Genomic DNA, 18242 nt, shown 5'->3' on the forward strand with positions numbered 1-18242 from the left:
CGGAGTCTCGGGGGGCGCCTCTTGACCGGGCCCGTCACGACAGGCCGCCGCCGTCGAGCCCGTCACTGACCCCGGCGCCCACGCCACCGCCCGCCCCGGCGCCCACGCCACCGCCCGCCCCGGCGCCCACGCCACCGCCCGCCCCGGCGCCCACACCACCGTTCACACCGCCGCCGCGCCGCGGCCGCAGCGGCTGGGGGCTCTGCCCGTCCCCGCGCGGCCGCTGCGGCACCCGGATGATCTGCTCCCGCGTCGGCAGCATGGTCCGCTGCTTCTCGTCCCAGGACCAGGCGGTGTTCAGCTCGTAGCCGGGATTGGCGCTCGGCACGTGCAGGACGACGTCCCGCCCGGCCAGCTCCACGCTGATCACGGATTCGGTGGTGGCCATGATCCGGTTGAGTCGGCCGTCCGCGTCGGCGGTGTAGACCCGTACGGACATCTGGTGTGCGGGCAGCTCGAAGCCGACGATCAGCTCGTCGACGTTGTTGCCGGTCAGATCGCGGTAGTACGGAGTGAGCACCGGGCACTTCGCGGGCTTCGAGGCCCCCGGCTCGGCGGCCTGCGCCCCGGTCGGGCACGCGAGGATCGCCGCGGCGGTCTCCGACGGCATGCCGTCGGGTCCGACGTCGGCGCCCTTGTGGTTCCCGACCTCGGCCTGGATGAGCGCGACGGGATCCACCTCGTGCACGTTCTGGTCCCGCACCGGGGGGATGCCCTTGACGTACTCGGGCGGCGCTCCGCCCGGGTCCGCGGGCGGGACGGTCGCGCCCTTGCGGTCGGGCCACAGGTGCACCGGACCGTTCGCGGTCGGCGTGGCGCCCGCGTTGGCCAGCCCGCCGGTGTCGTCGCAGCCGGTGGCCAGCGGGGTGGCCGCGAGGAGGGCGGCCGCACCGAGCAGCGAGGAGATCCGCACGGCGCGACGCGTACGGGAGCGGGCACCGGAACGGCTGGGGACGGCGGTACGGAACGTCTTCACGGACCCCTGCGTCCTCCTGTCCCCTGCGCGGACCGGTGCGGTGTGCGGTACGACGGGTGATCCTGTCCCGTCAACCTTATGCAGAGGTACGCCCTTTTTGCGCGGCCGTCCGGCCTGCGGACCCCACCGAAACCCCGGCGGGACCCGGTCAGACCGTGGTACGGCCCCTGCGCAGCATCGCGAAACCGAGCCCGGCGGCGCCGACCGCCGCCATGCCGCCGCCCGCGGCGATCAGCAGGACGCCGTCGTCGGGCCCGTCGGTGAGCGTACCGAGCCGCATCGCGACGGTGTTGTCCGAGGTCGCTTTCGCGGGGGAGGTGGCCGCCTCGGCGAAACCGGTCCGCCGGGCGGTCTTGTGCCCGTCGGCGGCGGAGGAGAGCGCGGCCGGCACGACGCCGTCCCCGGCGGCGGACCAGGAGGAGATCCGCCCGTCGGGCTGGAGCGCCAGGTGCATCCCGTCCGTGCGGCCGAGGCCCTGGACGCCGTCGTGACTGCTCAGGGAGGAGACCTTGGCCCCGCCGCGCATGATGTCGGCCTGGTACGCGCCCCCGGCGACCCGGTAGACCTGCGCGGTGGACACGCCGTCCGCGAGGGTCACGCTCTTGACCAGGATCCGCTGCGGCGCGACGGCCCGCGCGGACGCCCGCGCGGACGCCGCGGCGGGCAGCCCGTCGGCGAGGGCGGCGGCAGCGGGCAGCGCCAGGAGGCTTCCGGCGCAGGCGGTCACGGCGGTGGCGCGAACGATGGTGCGGCGGACGCTGCTCACGGGAATCCCTCTTGGTGGTGGCTGGTCAGGTGCTGGGGTGTCCAGGTGACATAAACGTAGGCGGCCGCCGTTGCGGTTCGACGGTGGCTTTGTAACAGCGAGGCGGCAGGGTTCCGGCGGAGTCGTTACACCACCAGGGGATTGCCGCGCGCGGCAACGCCTGCTCCCATGGACGGCGGGGGTGAGGGCGATGCGTGATCGTGAACGGGAACACGGCCTCGGACGGGGACTCAAGGTGCTGCCCGACCGCGGCAGGCTGTGGGTGAACCTGCCCGACGGGCGCAGCGTGGCCTGGTACGACCGGGAAGCGGGCCGGGTGAGCGTGCTCTCGGCGGTGCACCGGGACGCCGCGCTGGCGGTGTTACGTCCCTACCTGAGCGGCGCCTGGACCGTCGGGCCGCCCGCCGTGCCCAGCGCCGCGGACCTGGTCCGGCTGTCCCTCCACCCGGACGACGACCTGGCCCCGAACCGCCCCGGCGAGGCGCTGCTGGGCGAACTGGAACACGGCGCCGCCGGAGCCCGCACCCGGCACCGGCTGCGCCCCGACCTGCTGGCCCAGGAACGGGTGGGCGCCGAACTGGACGCCCTGGAAGGCGCGGGCTGGCGGGTGCTGCACGCCGTACCGCTGCCCGGCGCGGGGCGCGTCGACCACCTGCTGATCGGGCCGGGCGGGGTGTGGTGCGTGCGGACGGTCGCGGGGCGCCGCCAGCGGGTCCAGGTGGGCGACCTGCTCGTCACCGTCGGCCGGGCCGCACCCCGCCCGGACGTCCGCTGGGCCCGGCGGGCCGCCGAACGGGCCACCCACGCCCTGGTCACGGCGGTGACCCCGGCCCTGGCGGTGTCCGACGCGACCCGCCTGGACGTGGCCCCGAGCCTGCGCGACGTCGAGATCCTCGAACCGGGCACGGCCGCCGCCCGCCTCACCCGCGCCCCGGCCACCCTGAAGCCGTCGGACGTGGACACCCTCTACACCACCGCCCGCAACCTCCGCACGTGGACGGCGGTCTAGCGCCGGGCGCCGCGACCGCGCCGGTACGTCCCGTACGCGCCGTTTCCGGATCGTGCCGACTGGGCCCGCGCCCCGTCCCGAACCCGTCCCGAACCCGTCCCGAACCCGACCCGGGCCCGGCGGGGCGCCGCCGGGTCACCACGGCGGGCGCAGGCGCAGGACCTCCGGGGGTGGGTGGCGGCCCGAGGAGTGGCGGACCTCCGCCGTCAGCGGGGGGTCCAGCACCCGGTAGGGGACCTCGCCGAGCCCGATCGCGGTGACCGTGCCGCCGCCCGTCCCGGCCGGGGAGGGGCCGGCGGCCAGAGCAGCCGCCACCTCCGCCCGTACCGCGCTGCCCAGCGGGCTCGACACCATCGGTTCGTCCACCTCGGCCACCTCCGCCACGGCGTCCTCGACGCCCCCGGCACCGGGCCGCGGCTCCCCGCCTCCGCCTCCGTCCCCGTCCCCCGACAGGATCAGTACCAGCGCCACCGGCCGCCCCGCCGTCCCCGTGTACCCGATCACCGCCGCGTCCCGGGTCTCGGTGTGCCGCAGCTTGCGCCAGCCCCGCCGCCCCGTCGGGTAGGCCTGTTCCAGCCGCTTGATCACCAGGCCCTCGATCCCACTGGCGGGCAGCGTCTCGTACCAGGTCACCGCCAGCCCCGGGTCCGTGGTCATCGGCACCGGCTGCAGCGGCGGCCCCAGCGGGAGCAGCAGGTCGACCAGCAGCGCCCGCCGCCGCTCGTACGACCGCCCGCGCAGGTCCAGCCCGGCCAGTTCCAGGACGTCGAAGGCCGCGTACGACGCGGGCAGGGTCCGGGCCAGGGCCGCCGCCCGGGTGGCGGTCGCGGCGGCCCGGCGCTGGACGAGCGCGAAGTCCGTGCGGCCCTCGTGCCACACCACCACCTCCCCGTCGAGCGTGGTCCCGGTGGGCAACTCCCCTGCCGCGGCGACCAGATCGGGGAACGCCGCGGTCACCACGCGGCCCGACCGGGCCTGGAGCACCACGCCCTCGCCGGTCCGCCGGACCACCAGCCGGTGCCCGTCGAACTTCGGCTCGTAGGCCAGCCCCGCGCCCCGCGGCAGCTCCCGCACGGACGCGGCCAGCGCGACCCGGATCACGACGCACCCTCGGTACGGGCCCCGCCCCCCGGCAGTGAACCCGCCCGCCCGGGGTCGGTCAGCGGCGCGAACAGGTCCCCGTCCCGGGCCAGCCGCGCCACCACCTCGTCGGCGAGGAACACCATCGCGGCGGGGTCCCCCTCCTCCCGGCAGCCCGCCACCTCGGCCCACGACACCGGCGCCGACACCGTCGGCAACCGGCGCGCCCGCAAGGTGTAGGGCGCGGCCGTGGTCTTGGCGGCGGCGTTCTGGCTGTGGTCCACGAACACCTTCCCCGGCCGCAGCGCCTTCGCCATCCGGTGCACCACCAGCCCCGGAAGCTCGTTCTCCGCCTCCTGCGCGAGCGCCTTCGCGTACGCCGACACCTGCTCCGACGCCGTCGGCTCCAGCGCCACCGCCAGGTGCATCCCCTTGGAGCCGGAGGTCTTCGCGTACGCCTCCAGCCCGTCCGCCGCCAGCCGCTCCCGCAGCCACAGCGCGACGGCGCAGCACTCCACCGCGGTGGCCGTCGGCCCGGGGTCGAGGTCGAGGACCAGCCGGTCCGCCACCGCGGGCCGGTCGGTGGTCCACTGCGGAGTGTGGAACTCGACGACCAGGTTCGCGGCCCACATCAAGGTCGCCAGGTCGGCCACCACCACCTGCTCGGCACTCTGGTCCTCGGAGCGGGGCACCCGTACGGTCTTCACCCACCCGGGCGTGCCCGGCGGCGGATTCTTGGTGAAGAACAGCTGCCCGTCCGGCCCGTCCGGATAGCGCAGGAACGAGACCGGCCGGTCGTGGACGTGCGGCAGCAGGGCCTGCGCGACGGTGGCGTAGTAGTGCAGTACCTCGCCCTTGGTGAAGCCGCTCTCCGGATAGAGGACCTTCTCCAGATTGCTCAGCGCGAGGCGCCGCCCCTCCACCGATGTGATCGGCGTCATACCATGAGACTGCCACGAATCAGGAGGAACAGTGCGATCCATATGGAACGGGGCAATCTCCTTCGGCCTGGTCAGCATCCCGATCAAGCTGGTGAACGCCACCGAGAACCACTCGATCTCCTTCCGCCAGATCCACACCGCCGACGGCGGTCGCATCCGCTACCGCAAGGTGTGCGAGCTGGACGGTGAGGAGGTGTCCTCGGCCGAGATCGGCAAGGGGTACGAGGAGGCGGACGGATCGGTCATCCCGATCACGGACGAGGACCTGTCGACGCTGCCGCTGCCCACCGCCAAGACGATCGAGATCGTGACGTTCGTACCCGCCGCGCAGATCGATCCGCTCCAGATGGACGCCGCGTACTACCTCGCGGCGAACGGTGTCCCGGCCGCCAAGCCCTACACCCTCCTGCGCGAGGCGCTCAAGCGGAGCGACCGCGTGGCCATCGCCAAGTTCGCCCTGCGGGGGCGCGAGCGGCTCGGGATGCTGCGCGTGGTGGACGACGTCATCGCCATGCACGGACTGCTGTGGCCGGACGAGATCCGGGCCCCGGAGGGCGTCGCACCGGAGACCCGGGTGACGATCCGCGAAGCGGAACTCGACCTGGCGGACGCCCTGATGGCCACCCTGGGCGAGGTGGAGGAGGTGGCCTCGCTGCACGACGACTACCGCTCGGCCGTCGAGACCATGATCGCGGCGAAGTCGGAGTCGGGGGAAGGGGCGGCGCCGACGGAGGCCCCGGCTCCGAGCGGGGGTGCGCAGGTGATCGATCTGATGGCGGCCCTCGAAAAGAGCGTACGGGCGGCCAAGGCTTCCCGCGGCGAGAGCGGGAGCGGGAACGCGGGCGAGACGGCGGAGGTCACCCCGATCCGCCGCCCGGCGGCCCGCACGTCGGCCCCGAAGTCGGCGGCGGCCCCCAAGCCCGCCACGGGCAAGAAGTCGGTGGCGTCGACCACGAAGAAGACGGCGGCCAGGGCGACGAAGACGGCGAAGTCGACGGCGCGGACCGCCCAGCCCGCGAAGAGCGCGAAGAAGACACCCGCGAAGTCGACGTCGAAGACGGCTACGAAGGCGGCTGCGACGGCGGCGGCCAAGACGACGAAGTCGACGTCGAAGGCCTCCTCGAAGTCCGCGTCCTCGCCCACCCCGCGCAAGCGCACCTCGGCCTGATGGGCACGGCAACGGGGTGGAGGCCCGGCCGGGCCTCCACCCCGTCGTCGTGCGGCCGTCAGGTCGGCCGCACCGCGCCCCCCATCGGCGGACCCGCGGGCGGCTTGGCCGCCGGGCGGTGCCACGTCGTGTACTCGGCGTCCCGGGCCGCCTGTACGTCGTCGGGATGGCTGGCCGTGGTAGAGCCGAAGTTTCCGTACCCCTGCATGTCGTGCGGCCGGAGGCCACCGTCGGGAATTTCTACCGGTTCCCGCTCTTCGAGCAGCTCGTACACCGCTCCGCCTTCGGGCAGGTGCGGCTGGCTTTCGCGGGTGGGGGGCGCGGGCTCACGTGCCCGGACCCGCTTGCCCAGCCAGAACGAGCCGAGCAGGAATCCGACCACAGCGATTCCGACGACCAGGAACCACGCGATGTCGCTCAGGGTCGTGTCCATGCCTCATCTTTACCCCTGGCTCGATCACGGTATGCCCAGAACACTGCCAAATCTCCCTATTGTCACATTGAGGTAAGGAAAGAGACCGGGCGACAGGTCAGGAATTGATGGGGCCGTCGGTGTCCCGCAGCGCCCCCGCGGCCCGCACCGCGCTGCCGTGCGAGCCCAGTACGCCGAGGATCTCGGCGCAGATCGCCAGCGCCGTCTCGGCAGGCGTACGCGCCCCCAGGTCCAGCCCGATCGGCCCGTGCACCCGCGCCAGCTGCGCCTCGCCCACCCCGTCCGCGAGCAGCCCCTCGCGCCGCCGGGCCTGGGTCTTGCGGGAGCCGAGCGCGCCGACGTACGGGATCCCGTCCGCGAGCGCGGCCCGCAGCGTCGGGACGTCGAAGTCGGGCTCGTGGCTCAGCATCACCAGGCACGCGCCGTCGCGGCGGGCGGCCAGCGCCTCGCCCGCCTCGGCGGCGTTCGCGACCACCACGGCGTCCCAGTCCAGCAGCCGGGCCTGCCGCTCGATGATCCGGGCCAGCTCCCCGCCGCCACCGATCACCAGACAGGGAGCGGAGGGGCAGGCCTCGACCAGGACCAGCCCGGACTCCCCGTAGAGCGCGTCCCGCCCGGCCCGGTGCGTCCCCAGCAGCTCCGCCGCCCGCCGCTCGGCGTCGGTGCCGGGCGCGTCGAGCGCCCGTACGACCTCACTCACCGCCTGGTCGGCGCCCTCGCTGAGCCGCGTCACCAACGCCACCCCGGCCCCCCGCGCCAGCAGCTCCCACCACTCGCCCGGCACCGCCGACAGCGGTTGGAGCAGGATCTCCGCCTGCCCGCCGCAGGTCAGCCGGGCCTCGATGACCTCGGGCCCGTGCACGGAGACCTCGCACACCCGCGCACTCACCCCGGCCGGGACCGCTCCCGCCTCCGCGATCAGCTCGGCGTCGAACACCCCCCGGTACAGGGCCCCGACGCACTCCCCCCGGGGATCGACGAGCACCGCCCCACCGGCGTCCCGAGGTCCGAACCCCTGCTCGGTGATGGGCCGTGCGAGAAACCCGGCCCGCCCCTCCGAGATCCACTGCTGTGCGGTCTCCGCCAGCTCACGCATCTGTGCCACCCCGATCGCCGTCACCCTCACGATCCACAAAGCGCCAGGTCAGCGGCACAATGCGGCCTCCTCAAAGCGTAGCCACCCCACCGCGCCGCCCCCAACCCGCAAATCCGCCGATCCGAGCCCCACCCCACTCGTACGTCCCGCTAGTACGCGCTCGTCCCTCGTGCATCCCGCTCCTACGGCGCCTCCGGGACTTCGGCGTCCTGCGGTCCGGATCCCTGCGGTCCGGAGTCGTGGTGGACGTGCATGTCGCCGTTCGTGACGGCGTAGACGGTCCCGTGGTCCTTCGCCGTGTTGGTCTGGGACGGACCGGCCGGGCCGGGCGCCGGGTTGCCGAGCCCGACGTGGTTGCCGTTGCCGACGATGACGGGGCCGGACACGTCACCGCCGATCCGGATCTCGACCGGGTTGTCCGATGCGGCTGTCACCGTGGACGCTCCTTCGGGTGCGGGTGCGGGTGCGGGTGCGGGCGGGTGCGGTCGGGGGCGGGCGTACGGGCCGGCCCCCGCCCACGTCATGACGTGCGGACCAGCGTGGCCGTTTCACAGCTGTAGGCGCAGGCCGGCCCACCGGGTGTGGATCCCTTGACGACCGTCGCGGTGGACCCGTCGGAGGAGAGGGTGATCTTCATGGAGAGGCGCCCGATCACCCCCTGCCCGTCGCAGCTGCCGTCCGGGAGGTACCCGTAGGCGGTCTGCGTCCCGCTGTAACTGTCGCCGCTGCCCGTGAGTTCCACGTCGATGGGACCGCACTGCGTCGACACCCGCCCCGAGTACGAACCGGTCCCCGCGTCGGCGAAGTGGATGCTGGTGCCCTCGCCGTCCCGCCAGGTTCCGGCGAGCCCGGTGGCCGACGGCGGATCGTCCTGGAGCTGGTTGAGGGCGACCCCGCCGACGGCGATCGCCACGATGACGGCGATCAGGGTGGCGACGAGGCTCGCCATGGAGGTGCCGGCGGCCGCCGCGCCACCGGCGGCGGCAGCCGCCCCCGCGCCGCCCGCGCCCGCGGTCCCCATGGTCCCGACCGTCCCCGCGGTCCCCAGGTGCGCCCCTCCGGCGGCGCCCAGGTGCGCGGTGCCCGCCGTGCCCACGTGAGCGGTTCCGGCGGTTCCCACATGTGCCGTGCCCGCATGTGCCGCGCCCACATGTGCCGTGCCCGCGTGCGCGGTGCCGACATGGGCGGTTCCCACGTGGGCGGTTCCCGCATGGGCCCCACCCGTGGTGCCCAGGTGCGCGGTGCCCGCGTGAGCCCCGCCGGCCGTGCCGAGGTGTGCGCCGCCCGCCGTACCCGCGTGCGCCGTGCCGCCGTTCCCCGCCAGGTTCCCCATGTGGGCGGCCACGCTCTGGGCAGGTGTGGCGGCGGCCCCGCTGTGCGCGGCCGCGACGTGGGCCGAGGCCGTCGCCCCACTGGGCAGCAGCGGAGCCGTCGGCGCCACCGGGATCGCCGCGAACTGGTGGAGCTGCAGCGCGGCGGCCGCGCCGTGACTGTTGCTCAGCGCCTGCCACAGCATCAGCGCCTCGGCCGCGAGGGCCACGAACAGGACGCGCTGGCCGGTCAGCAGCGCCCGGATGGCTTCCTCATGGGTGAAGTACGCCTCGGCCTGCCGGTCACCCGTCGCCCGGGCCGAAACCCAGCCACGGCCCAGCAGTCGCCCCCACACACCGAACCGCAAGGAACGGGCCAGCGCCGGTGAGGCCGCCCGCGCCACCCGTACGGCGAGCTCCGGCCGCCCGTCCCGCTCGGCCAGCTCGGCCGCCAGCTCCAGGGCCCTGCCCAGCCCGGCGACCTGCGCGGGCGTCGTGTCCGCACGCTCCGCCCACTGGACGAAGTACTCGCACAGCCGCTCGGCCGGGAAGGGGCTCGGGCACTTCTGCCGTACCGCCGGACCGACATCCGTGGTGAACAGGTACCCGTGCTCCACGGCCACGACCAGCCCGAGACCGGCCAGGCGGTCGCAGACCCCCGCCGCGTCCGGTACGTCGGTCAGCGCGCCGATGTGCACCGGATCCAGCACCGCGCCGTACAGGGTCGCCATCAGGTGCAGCACGTTCAGCTCCGCCGTACCGAGCTGCTCCAGCAACTCCGGGAGGAGCGAGGCCACTTCACCCGGCAGGGGCAGCCGGGCCTCGCCCGCCGGACCGAGCCGGGCCAGCCCGGCCGCGCGCAGCAGCGGAAGGGGGAGGCCCGCCGCCGCCTGCCACAGGTCGGTCGCGCCACCGAGTTCGCCCTCCCGCAGCGGGCGCCGCAGCTCCCGGGCGAGCAGTTCCAGCCCCGCGGCCCGGTCCAGGCCCTTGATCTCCAGCGCGGTGCCGTCGTTCCACAGCGACCGGTCGGAGGCGGCGAAGACGAAGGTCGCGTCCGGGGCCGCGTCCGCGAGGTCCAGCAGCTGCCCGTAGGTCAGGTCGGCGTCGTCGAGGTAGACGGTCACCGGTATCCCCGCCATCAGCCGCCGCAGCTCGGCGCGCGACGGGGCGTAGCCCGGGGCCTCGTAACAGGCCTCGAACAGCTCTTGGGCCAGGTCCGCGACCTCGCGGTACGCCGCCGTCAGGAACACCACACCGGCCGGACCCGGCTCCAACTGGCGTGCCGCATGCCGGAGCAGCGTGCTCTTGCCGACGCCGGGCGGACCCCACAACTGGACCAGGCCGCCCGCCCGGACGGCGTCGGCGAGCGCGGCGCTCTCGCTGCTCCGGCCCACCGGCTCCGGCACCCGCCGCGGCAGCAGTTCGACCCGCTCACGGCGAACCGGCCGCGGCCGCTCCCGTTCCATGACCACCGTCACGGTCGACCCGTGCTGGGCGTCGACGACCATGTTGTGGTCGCCCACGATCACGGCTCCCGCGTTCCCCTCGACGCTGATCCGGTGACCGGCCCGTGGTCCGGCCGGCTGCCCCTCGTCCGTCTCTTCCATCGCCCCCGCCTTCCCGGCCGCGGAAACACGGCCGCGCTCTGGTTGGCCCGCTTACCGCCACGCTAGCGACGAGTCGGCGCGGCAATACCGTCATACGACTGTTTCCCGCACCGCTGCCCACCCGCGTCCGGCCGTCAGGTGAACGCGATGCTGTTCAGGAGGGCGAGGTTCTCGATCCGGATGCTGCGGTAGCCCGTGGAGACCACCCCCGTCTCGCGCAGTCCGCGCAGTGCCTTGTGCACGGTGGGTTCCGACGCGCCCGACAGCGTGGCGAGTTCGGGCTGGGTGATGGGCCAGCGGATCACGGCTCCGGCGCCGTCGCGTTCCCCGTAGGACAGGGCGATCTGATGCAGTACCCGGGCCAGCCGCGTGGCGGCTCCGCAACCGGTGAAGTCGACCCGGTGGTTGTTGGCCACGCGCAGTTTGGCCACGATCGACTCGTTCACCGCGTGCGCGATGCGGGCGTCCCGTCGCATGCAGTCGAGGAAGTCCTCCCGGGTCACCATCCGGGCGACGGCGGCTCCGCAGGTGGTGACCGTCGCCGACCTGGGCTGCCCGTCCACCGCGGCGAGTTCGCCGACCAGGTCCCCACCCATCCGGACGGCCAGCAGGGCGTCCCGGTGGTCCTGGGTGCGCGCGGTCGCCTTGACCACCCCGTCCAGCAGGACCAGTACGAAAGTGGTCCGCTCCGACTCGCGCATGAGCACCCGGTCGGCCGGGTAGCGGGCGCGCGCGCCGAGCGCCAGCAGGCGCTCCCGCGAGGCCCGGCCGAGGCCGCCGAGCAGGCTCGCCGACGGCCAGGCCCACTCCTCGCGCGGCCACCGCCCGCTCCGGCCCGGAACTCTGTCATCCATGCCGCCCCGCTCCCTTCGCGTCCCGGCGCCCGCGCGCGCCACTCAGTGTGCGTCCCGGGCGTACGGCGAGCACCGACCGTACGCCCGGCTGTCTTGAAACGTTCGGTGGATCCCGTATCACGACGGGATCTCCGCCGCGGGTCCGTGTCACCGTGGGGTACGCGCACGAGGGCGAGCGTAGGAACGAGAACGAGAACGAGAACGAGGCGCGCGAACGAGGCGCGAGAACGAGAACGAGCCACGAGAACGGGGGCGGACACTCGAACCACGTCATGCCACTACTCCCCAAGAGAGCCGTATGGACCACGAGTTGGAATACCGGGCCGTGCTGGCCGTCGACATCGAACGCTCTTCCGGCCGCGGCAACGTGGCGCTCCTGCGAATCCGCGAGGTGCTCGCGACGGCGCTGCGCGCCTCGTTCGAGGAGAGCGGGATCGACTGGAACGCCTGCCTGCGGGACGACCTCGGCGACGGCATGCGGGTGACCGCGCCGAGCGGCGTACGGAAGACCAGACTGCTGCACCCGTTGATCCACGAACTCTCGGTCCGCCTGCGCGCCCACAACCGCACGGCGGGCCCCGCGACGCAGGTCCGCGTCAGGGCCGCCCTGCACGCGGGCGACGTCTTCGTCGGCCGGGGCGGGGAGGTCACGGGACGGCCGCTCGAAGTCCTCGCCCGCCTACTGGACGCGCCCCCGGCCCGCGCGGCCCTGGCCGCGGCGCCGGAGACCGTGACGGCCTCGGTCCTCGTCTCCCAGCACTTCCACGAGGAGACGGTGCGGCACGGCTACCCGGGAATCGACCCGGACACCTTCCGCGAGGTCACCTTCACGGTGAAGGAACACACCGCGCGCGCCTGGCTCCATCTGCCGGGCCTCACCGCGGCAGTGACCCCGCTCCCGCTCCCGCAGGATCCCGCTGCGGCCTCGGAGCCCTCACACATGACCAACCGGGCGTCCGGCCACGGCGTCGTCTACGCGACCCAGAACGGCAGCCAGCACATCCACATCAACGGACAGAAGTGAAGGGGGACAGGTGGACGACATGACCGCACTGGCGGAAGCGGGAGCCGCCGCCCTGGTCACGGCGATGGCCACGGACCTGTGGCAGGACACGCGCACCGCCGCCATCGCCCTCTTCCGCCGCTCCGACCGCACCCGCGGGGCCGCGATCGAAGCCCAACTCGACGGCAACGAAGCCCTCGTCCGCGAGGCCGACACCCCGGACACGGCCCGCCGGGCCCTGCTGGACTACTGGACCCTGGAACTGGCGGCCCTCCTGCGCCGCCACCCCGCCGCCCACGCCCCCCTCACCCACCTGACCGCCACCGTCACCGCCTCCCTCCCCGAAGCCCAACGCCCCCTCACCCTCCACCAGACGAACACGGCCCACGACTCCGCCACGATCTACGCGGTCCAACACGGCACCCTCCCCATCCACCACCACCCGGAGGCCGGCGACATGTGACCCCGCCCCACGACGCACCCAGCGCCCACCACGGCCCTCCGGGCACACGCGGAACCCGTACACGGCGAATGTGCGTCCAGGGTTGCGGCTCGGCGCTCCCCGATCAGCTTGTCGACGTCCTGCCATGCCTGACCGGTGTCCTGGGCGAGCTGGTCCAGGCGTGTCTCCCACGCCTGACGGACCTCCAGGACCCGCGCCCGCGCGACCGTGGCCTTCCCCTCCGCCAGCCGCCACCCCCGCAACCCCCGCGTGGGCGCGATGACCTGGGTGCGGCCTACCGGCGGCGCCCACGCCCCGGCTTTCCTCCGCGCGCGGGCCGGCCCGTCGTGCCCGGTCGCCGTCCGGCGCGTGCCATAGGCGTGCGCGGCAGCCGGGCTGCGGCATCGCGCAGATCCTGGAGCGCGGCGTGGTCGGGGTGCGAGGCGGTCAGAGCGACGTCGAGGGCCTCGCGGAAGTCGGCTCCCTGCGCGCGGACGGCATCGGTGAAGCCGTCCGCGCCGGCGACCTCCAGGAACTGGAGCATGCCTTCCGCGACCATGACCAGGCTCTCCGCCTCGGTCAGGTCCTCGGGGGCGAGGAGGCCCCGGCTGACGAGAACACCGATGGCGAGCGGTGCCACCTGTGGGTCGCGGCGCAGGCGCAGGGCGAACCGGTCGCCTTCATCCTGTGGCAGCGCGGCGCATAGCGTTTCGAGCATGGCCTGTCCACGGGTGCGGTAGGGCGTGGTGCGGATGGCGTCCAGGAGGAGGGGGAGAGCGCGGTCGGGGCCGTCGTGGGACTGGACCCACCGGTCCAGTTCGAGGCGCGCCGAGTCAGTGTCGTAGTGCTCGGCGAGGATGCCCAGGAGGCCGGCGGCGGGCGCGTGGGCGAGTTCCCCGACGAGGGGGGCGTCGCGGCCCGCGTCGAGCAGGCGGCCGCGTACCGCCCAGGTGCCCAGGGCGGTCAGGCGGATCAGCTCCACGGGACCGTCGGACGGTTCGCCGGTGTCCGATGCGGCGTCAGGGCTCCGGCCGTCCGGGAGCGCGGCGCTTCCGGCGGCCCTGCCGGGAACCGGGGGCACGGCGCCCGCGGGGAGCGGGAACGACCGGTAGACGGGGTCCGCGAGGCCCACCGGCCTTTCGACGGCGCCGAGTTCCTCCAGCAGGTCCAGCACCACGCGCAGGTCGCGGTGCGCGTCGTCGAACCACATCCGGTCAGCGGCCCCGCCGAGCTGGAACCGGACCCGGTAGGCGTGGTCGACGGAGTCGCGCAGCCGGGGCCAGGGCATGGGGTGGGGCAGGCTGTAGAGGGTGTTGAGGACGTCGGGGAGGATGTCCTCGTAGGCGTCGAAGAGCATCGACTCGGCATGCCAGCCGCTCTTCGCACCGAGCAGCGGCCGCCGCATACCGAACACGGCGTCGAACGCGCGCCGCCACAGAGCGAGCGGGTCCTTCAGGTCACCAACGGCCTTCCCGACCGCGTACAGGCGGCCCTTGACGACCCGTACCAGGAGGGCCGCCCTGGCCAGTTCGAAGACCAGGCTCAGGCGCGGCAGGTCGTCGACGGAGCGCACGGCGGCGGGCGGGGTGTCCCCGGTGCCGAGCCGCTCGGCGAGCTCGCGTGCGTCAGCGGTCTTCAGCCGCCCGGTGGCCGTGAGGGGCCGGCCTTCCCTGCCCGCCCATTCTGTGAGCCCCTGAAGCATGCCGAGCAGCGTCACCCGCCCCGCCTCGGCCCTCAACGTCTCCGGTGGCGGGAGGGTGACGGGCAACTGCGGCTCGGCGCGCAGGGACCCCGGCGGTCCCTCGGTCATGTGCCGTGCGGCGATCGCCTGCAGTACGTCCTCGTCGTACGGGATGTCTCCGCGTCGGGCGCGTTCGGTGAAGCGGGCCAGCGCCGCGGGACTGCCCAGGTCGACGCCTTGTTCGGCCGCGAGAGTGGTCCAGAACTTCGCGAGCCCCCAGCGGGTCCGGTCGGCCATCGCCTGTGGATAGCCGGCCGCCGTGTCGTCGACGGCGCCGAGCAGGGTGTCCAGGTCCGTCCCGCGCGGGTCCGCCAGCCCGGTGGCCTCCAGGTAGCGCAGCAGCAGCCGCAGTGCCTCCGGCGCCTCGGGCAGTTCTTCGCCTGGCAGGACCGTGAGCGTTCGGGGCGCCCAGTCGAGCAGGAACGCCTGGACGTGCCGCGGCTCCCACAGCCCCAGCCGTCCGTCGACGGTGGCACCGTGCCGGTAGTCGAGCGCGACGGCCACGGCGAAGGCGTCCACCGCGTCCGAGCCCTGGACCTGTACGGCCCACCGCTCCAGCCGCCCGACGAACACGTCACGGGCTGTCTCGAATCCGTCGTCATCGGGCTCGTAGTGCATGCGCATGGGGACTGTCTGCTCCGTTCCGGGGGACCTGTCGGCTCCCGGACTACGCTACCGACCCCGCTCCTCACCCGTGGGCGGTTGGTGGTGACCGGCGGAGGCCCGCGCCCGTGGGCGGGCGCACCGTCACGCGGGTTCCTGCGCGGGGTGGGGGCGGGCGTCACGGACACGGCTCAGGCGCTGGTGTCCGGGGACGGAATGGCGGCCACCGCCACGTCGACGCCCTGCGCGCGCAGCGCGCGGGCCGCCTGCAGCAGGGACACCTGGGAGAAGGTGAACAGGTTCTTGGTCGTCAGGGCTTTGCCGCTCTTGAGCGAGATGGCGTAGACGACCTTCCGCGGGGTGAAGTCCTCGCCGAGCAGGTCCGCGGCCTCGTGGAGACACACATGAATCGTCTGAAGGACGTCAAGGCATCCCATCCCACCCTCACCCAAGAAGAGTTGGATCAAGAGTGCCAAGCCGCCGTCGATCGGGCTGAGGGCATCTGGAAGAGGATCTGTGGCGACGCCTCATGGGACGGCGAGGACGAGCGGAACCGACACCTCGCGGACCACCTTCACGAGGCGAGGCAGGAGGCCATCTCCGACCGCGCGGTGGGCTATGGGCGAACAGTTGATGGCGTTCGAATCATGGCTTGGCCATCAGAACAAGGGATGACCGTCGGCGACATTCCGACGCCGTCCGGTCTGGTCACATCTTGATGACGGTGACGCGTCCGCCGCATAGCGTAGTGAGGTCTTCGGGATCCGAAGTGAGGATCGTGGTCGGCCCCGCGGCGGCCAGGGCCGTGGCGGCGGGCATGGCGTCGATGGCGTACGTGTGGCCGTGCAGGCCGGCGTCGGCGAGGAGAGTGGCGGCGTGCCGGGCGATCGGCTCCGTGACCGGTTCGACGACGACCCGCGAGAGCGTCCACTCCAAGGCCGGGCGGTTGATGCGTGGGTGGACGGCCTCGACCAGGGTGGCAGCCGAAGTGATCACGCGTAGATCGTCGGCACGAGCCAAGGCGAGCCAGGCGGTGACCGTGCGGTCGTGAAGGACGGCTTTGGCGAGCCCCTCGCTGTCGGCGGGGCTTCAACACGGCCATGGAGTACGCGATCGAGTCGGGCTACCTGGACATGAACCCACTCGCGAACGACAAAGGCCCGGACTCGGTTGGACTGAGTTCGGGCATGTCCCATGACTTGGAAATGGTCCCGGATGCCCTGCAGTGCGAAGTGCCGGATCTTGATGACGGTGACCCGACCGCCGCGCAGCGCGGTAAGGGTGGCCGCGGATGTGATGGCCCGTAGGCATCGGCCCGGGCGAATGTATGAGTCACTCCTCGGATACTCTGTGTCACTGACCTTCGGGGCGGGCTGTCCGAGCTCCCAGGGGTGGATCCGCGGCGGCGCTCGTTGGTGAGTGTGGGGCTGAGGCGCAGGCGCGCGACGCCTTCCCCGCCGTCCCGGCGTCGCCGACGTAAACGTCAAAAGCGAGCTAGCATCTAAGTAAGATTCAATCTACGTAATATCGAATCTACGTTTAATGGATGCTGGGGATGTGGCGCTGATGGAGTTCAAGGGCAGGTCTGCTGACCTGGATCAGCTGGCGCGGCAGCTGGGCCTGGTAGCCGATGGTACGGGCGCCACCCGTGGTCAGGCTGTGATCGTGACGGGGCGGCGCCGGGTGGGCAAGTCTCGTCTGGTCCAGGAGTTCTGCGACCGTTCCGGGCTTCCGTACGTGGTCTTCCAGGCGACCCGGGGACGCAACGCCGTGGCCGAGCGGGCGGACTTCGCCGCGACGCTGGCGCATTCCGCTCTGCCCGGGGCCGAGCTGGTGGCCGGGCTGCAGGCCGCCGACTGGAACCAGGCACTGCGTTCCCTGGCGGTCGCGGTTCCGGACGATGCCCCGAGCATTGCGGTGGTCGACGAGGTGCCGTGGCTGGTGGAACAGGACGGGGAGTTCGAGGGGGCGCTGCAGACGGTCTGGGACCGGCACCTGTCCGCCAAGCCGGTCCTGTTGATCCTGGTCGGCAGTGACATGTCGGTGATGGAGGCGCTGCAGTCCTATGGCCGCCCGTTCTTCGGCCGGGCGGCCAAGATGACCGTACAGCCGCTGCATCTGGCCGATGTGCAGGCGATGACCGGTCTTGACGCGGCGGAAGCGGTGGACGCGCTGCTGATCACCGGAGGGTTCCCGGAGATCGTTCAGTCCTGGCGGCCGGGGATGGGCCGCAGAGACTTCCTGCGCGAGGCTGTGTCCAACCCGCTTGCGCCGCTGTTGGTGGCGGGCGAACTGTCGCTGCTGGGGGAGTTTCCCGAGGCGTCCCACTCGCGCGCGATCCTGGAAGCGGTCGGCAGTGGCGAGCGGACCTTCTCCACCATTGCCGCACAAGCCGGCGGTGCGGGCGTGCTGCCCTCGGGCACGCTGTCTCCGCTGTTGAGCACGCTGCTGGCCAAGCGGGTCCTGGCCGCTGACCTGCCCCTCTCGATCAAGGCGGACAGCAAGAACAAGCGCTATCGCATCGCCGATCCGTACCTCCGGTTCTGGCTGGCTTTCCTCCAGCGCGGGATCCCGCTCATCGAGCGCGGTCGCGGTGATCTGGCGCTGGAGCGCATCGAGCGGTCGTGGACGACCTGGCGGGGCCGGGCCGTCGAGCCGGTCGTCCGGGAATCGCTGCTGCGCCTGCTGCCCGATGAGAGGTGGCCGCAGGCGGAGGCGGTCGGGGGTTGGTGGAACCGGCAGAACAACCCGGAGATCGACCTGATCGGCGCCGACCGTGAACCCGTCGCGGGGCGGGTTCACTTCATCGGCTCGGTGAAGTGGCTGGAGGCGCAGCCGTTCGGCCGCCGTGAGTACGACGCCCTGGTGCGGGACATGCTCGCCGTGCCCGGCGCCGAGCCGGGCACGGCGCTGGTGGCGGTGTCCCGTTGCGGTGTTGAGGACGATCTGCCTCTTGCGGCGCACTGGGGTCCGGAAGACCTTGTTCGTGCCTGGCGGTAGTCAGGGAAACCGCCAGGGTGGTCATGGTGGTGTACCTACCTCGGGCGCCCGGTGGCAGTAGGCATCGACCGTCCGCTGAGAACCGTCTGGGCATCGAAGCCCCTACGAGCGGCGGCAAGGTGGTGGGCCCGGAGGCGGGAGCCCGTGCCGGTGCTGAGCACGGCGGTCCGAGTGGACGCGTCCGGTTCACCTCCGCGGGGTGACCGGACGGCG

At 73.1% G+C, this 18242-nt stretch carries 18 protein-coding genes and 1 pseudogene; 7 read left to right on the top strand and 12 right to left on the bottom strand.

What is annotated here, in order from left to right; all coding sequences use genetic code 11:
* Positions 1–34 precede the first annotated feature (34 nt).
* Positions 35–976, bottom strand: coding sequence for a hypothetical protein (locus QMF80_RS00435; protein ID WP_283448494.1), 942 nt, complete (start codon positions 974–976; stop codon positions 35–37).
* 148 nt (positions 977–1124) lie between these two features.
* Positions 1125–1742, bottom strand: a complete 618-nt coding sequence (locus tag QMF80_RS00440; RefSeq protein WP_283448495.1) for a hypothetical protein — start codon at positions 1740–1742, stop codon at positions 1125–1127.
* 190 nt (positions 1743–1932) lie between these two features.
* On the opposite strand from QMF80_RS00440, the gene QMF80_RS00445 reads away from it, so the two are divergent.
* The gene (locus QMF80_RS00445; RefSeq protein WP_283448497.1) at positions 1933–2751 is read left to right on the top strand and encodes a nuclease-related domain-containing protein; all 819 of its coding nucleotides are present in this window, start codon (positions 1933–1935) and stop codon (positions 2749–2751) included.
* 135 nt (positions 2752–2886) lie between these two features.
* Here the strand turns inward: QMF80_RS00445 and QMF80_RS00450 are convergent, their stop codons facing one another.
* A complete protein-coding gene (locus QMF80_RS00450; protein ID WP_283448817.1) occupies positions 2887–3849 on the bottom strand; it encodes an ATP-dependent DNA ligase in 963 nt (320 codons plus the stop codon).
* Positions 3849–4772, bottom strand: a complete 924-nt coding sequence (gene ligD, locus QMF80_RS00455; protein ID WP_283448498.1) for a non-homologous end-joining DNA ligase — start codon at positions 4770–4772, stop codon at positions 3849–3851. Before ligD ends, QMF80_RS00450 begins: the two co-directional genes overlap by 1 nt.
* Positions 4773–4803: 31 nt before the next feature.
* Here ligD and ku point away from each other — a divergent pair, with 31 nt between their 5' ends.
* Entirely contained in the window at positions 4804–5940 is a 1137-nt protein-coding gene (gene ku / locus QMF80_RS00460; RefSeq protein ID WP_283448499.1) for a non-homologous end joining protein Ku, read from the top strand.
* 58 nt (positions 5941–5998) lie between these two features.
* Here the strand turns inward: ku and QMF80_RS00465 are convergent, their stop codons facing one another.
* The 5 genes from QMF80_RS00465 to QMF80_RS00485 all read right to left on the bottom strand — a co-directional run bounded on the left by QMF80_RS00465 (position 5999) and on the right by QMF80_RS00485 (position 11240).
* Entirely contained in the window at positions 5999–6373 is a 375-nt protein-coding gene (locus tag QMF80_RS00465) for a DUF6479 family protein (protein WP_283448500.1), read from the bottom strand.
* Between the two features lie 97 nt (positions 6374–6470).
* Positions 6471–7469 (bottom strand): XdhC family protein, encoded by a 999-nt coding sequence (locus QMF80_RS00470; protein WP_283448501.1) that lies wholly within the window; start codon positions 7467–7469, stop codon positions 6471–6473.
* A 182-nt stretch (positions 7470–7651) separates the two neighbouring features.
* Positions 7652–7903: a hypothetical protein gene (locus QMF80_RS00475; RefSeq protein ID WP_283448502.1), complete on the bottom strand. Its 252-nt coding sequence runs from the start codon at positions 7901–7903 to the stop codon at positions 7652–7654.
* 86 nt (positions 7904–7989) lie between these two features.
* Entirely contained in the window at positions 7990–10386 is a 2397-nt protein-coding gene (locus QMF80_RS00480; protein ID WP_283448503.1) for an ATP-binding protein, read from the bottom strand.
* Positions 10387–10520: 134 nt separating this feature from the next.
* Complete coding sequence (locus QMF80_RS00485; protein ID WP_283448504.1) at positions 10521–11240, bottom strand: Crp/Fnr family transcriptional regulator; 720 nt, start codon at positions 11238–11240, stop codon at positions 10521–10523.
* Positions 11241–11538: 298 nt separating this feature from the next.
* Here QMF80_RS00485 and QMF80_RS00490 point away from each other — a divergent pair, with 298 nt between their 5' ends.
* Positions 11539–12264, top strand: a complete 726-nt coding sequence (locus tag QMF80_RS00490) for a hypothetical protein (protein ID WP_283448505.1) — start codon at positions 11539–11541, stop codon at positions 12262–12264.
* A 19-nt stretch (positions 12265–12283) separates the two neighbouring features.
* The gene (locus QMF80_RS00495) at positions 12284–12706 is read left to right on the top strand and encodes a hypothetical protein (RefSeq protein WP_283448507.1); all 423 of its coding nucleotides are present in this window, start codon (positions 12284–12286) and stop codon (positions 12704–12706) included.
* Positions 12707–12980: 274 nt separating this feature from the next.
* Here QMF80_RS00495 and QMF80_RS00500 read toward each other — a convergent pair whose 3' ends face one another.
* Both QMF80_RS00500 and QMF80_RS00505 read right to left on the bottom strand, forming a co-directional pair.
* A complete protein-coding gene (locus QMF80_RS00500) occupies positions 12981–15050 on the bottom strand; it encodes a thioesterase domain-containing protein (RefSeq protein WP_283448508.1) in 2070 nt (689 codons plus the stop codon).
* Positions 15051–15220: 170 nt separating this feature from the next.
* A complete protein-coding gene (locus QMF80_RS00505; protein ID WP_283448509.1) occupies positions 15221–15433 on the bottom strand; it encodes a DUF6119 family protein in 213 nt (70 codons plus the stop codon).
* On the opposite strand from QMF80_RS00505, the gene QMF80_RS00510 reads away from it, so the two are divergent.
* The gene (locus QMF80_RS00510; protein WP_283448511.1) at positions 15434–15748 is read left to right on the top strand and encodes a hypothetical protein; all 315 of its coding nucleotides are present in this window, start codon (positions 15434–15436) and stop codon (positions 15746–15748) included.
* Here the strand turns inward: QMF80_RS00510 and QMF80_RS00515 are convergent.
* Positions 15738–16109, bottom strand: a pseudogene (locus QMF80_RS00515) (DNA-binding protein); the annotation flags it as partial. The gene QMF80_RS00510 and the pseudogene QMF80_RS00515 overlap by 11 nt on opposite strands.
* A gap of 20 nt (positions 16110–16129) precedes the next feature.
* On the opposite strand from QMF80_RS00515, the gene QMF80_RS00520 reads away from it, so the two are divergent.
* Positions 16130–16336 (top strand): hypothetical protein, encoded by a 207-nt coding sequence (locus tag QMF80_RS00520; RefSeq protein WP_283448513.1) that lies wholly within the window; start codon positions 16130–16132, stop codon positions 16334–16336.
* Positions 16337–16595: 259 nt separating this feature from the next.
* Positions 16596–18029: an ATP-binding protein gene (locus QMF80_RS00525; RefSeq protein ID WP_283448818.1), complete on the top strand. Its 1434-nt coding sequence runs from the start codon at positions 16596–16598 to the stop codon at positions 18027–18029.
* The last annotated feature ends 213 nt before the right edge of the window (positions 18030–18242 follow it).

The organism is Streptomyces sp. G-G2 (assembly GCF_030063135.1).
In the GTDB taxonomy this organism is placed as follows: Bacteria; Actinomycetota; Actinomycetes; order Streptomycetales; family Streptomycetaceae; genus Streptomyces.

Coding starts and splice junctions, on each gene's coding strand:
- QMF80_RS00445 (WP_283448497.1), top strand. CDS start 1,933: ATGCGTGATCGTGAACGGGAACACGGCCTCGGACGGGGACTCAAGGTG.
- ligD (WP_283448498.1), bottom strand. CDS start 4,772: ATGACGCCGATCACATCGGTGGAGGGGCGGCGCCTCGCGCTGAGCAAT.
- QMF80_RS00465 (WP_283448500.1), bottom strand. CDS start 6,373: ATGGACACGACCCTGAGCGACATCGCGTGGTTCCTGGTCGTCGGAATC.
- QMF80_RS00470 (WP_283448501.1), bottom strand. CDS start 7,469: ATGCGTGAGCTGGCGGAGACCGCACAGCAGTGGATCTCGGAGGGGCGG.
- QMF80_RS00480 (WP_283448503.1), bottom strand. CDS start 10,386: ATGGAAGAGACGGACGAGGGGCAGCCGGCCGGACCACGGGCCGGTCAC.
- QMF80_RS00485 (WP_283448504.1), bottom strand. CDS start 11,240: ATGGATGACAGAGTTCCGGGCCGGAGCGGGCGGTGGCCGCGCGAGGAG.
- QMF80_RS00490 (WP_283448505.1), top strand. CDS start 11,539: ATGGACCACGAGTTGGAATACCGGGCCGTGCTGGCCGTCGACATCGAA.
- QMF80_RS00495 (WP_283448507.1), top strand. CDS start 12,284: ATGACCGCACTGGCGGAAGCGGGAGCCGCCGCCCTGGTCACGGCGATG.
- QMF80_RS00500 (WP_283448508.1), bottom strand. CDS start 15,050: ATGCGCATGCACTACGAGCCCGATGACGACGGATTCGAGACAGCCCGT.
- QMF80_RS00510 (WP_283448511.1), top strand. CDS start 15,434: ATGAATCGTCTGAAGGACGTCAAGGCATCCCATCCCACCCTCACCCAA.
- QMF80_RS00520 (WP_283448513.1), top strand. CDS start 16,130: ATGGAGTACGCGATCGAGTCGGGCTACCTGGACATGAACCCACTCGCG.
- QMF80_RS00525 (WP_283448818.1), top strand. CDS start 16,596: ATGGAGTTCAAGGGCAGGTCTGCTGACCTGGATCAGCTGGCGCGGCAG.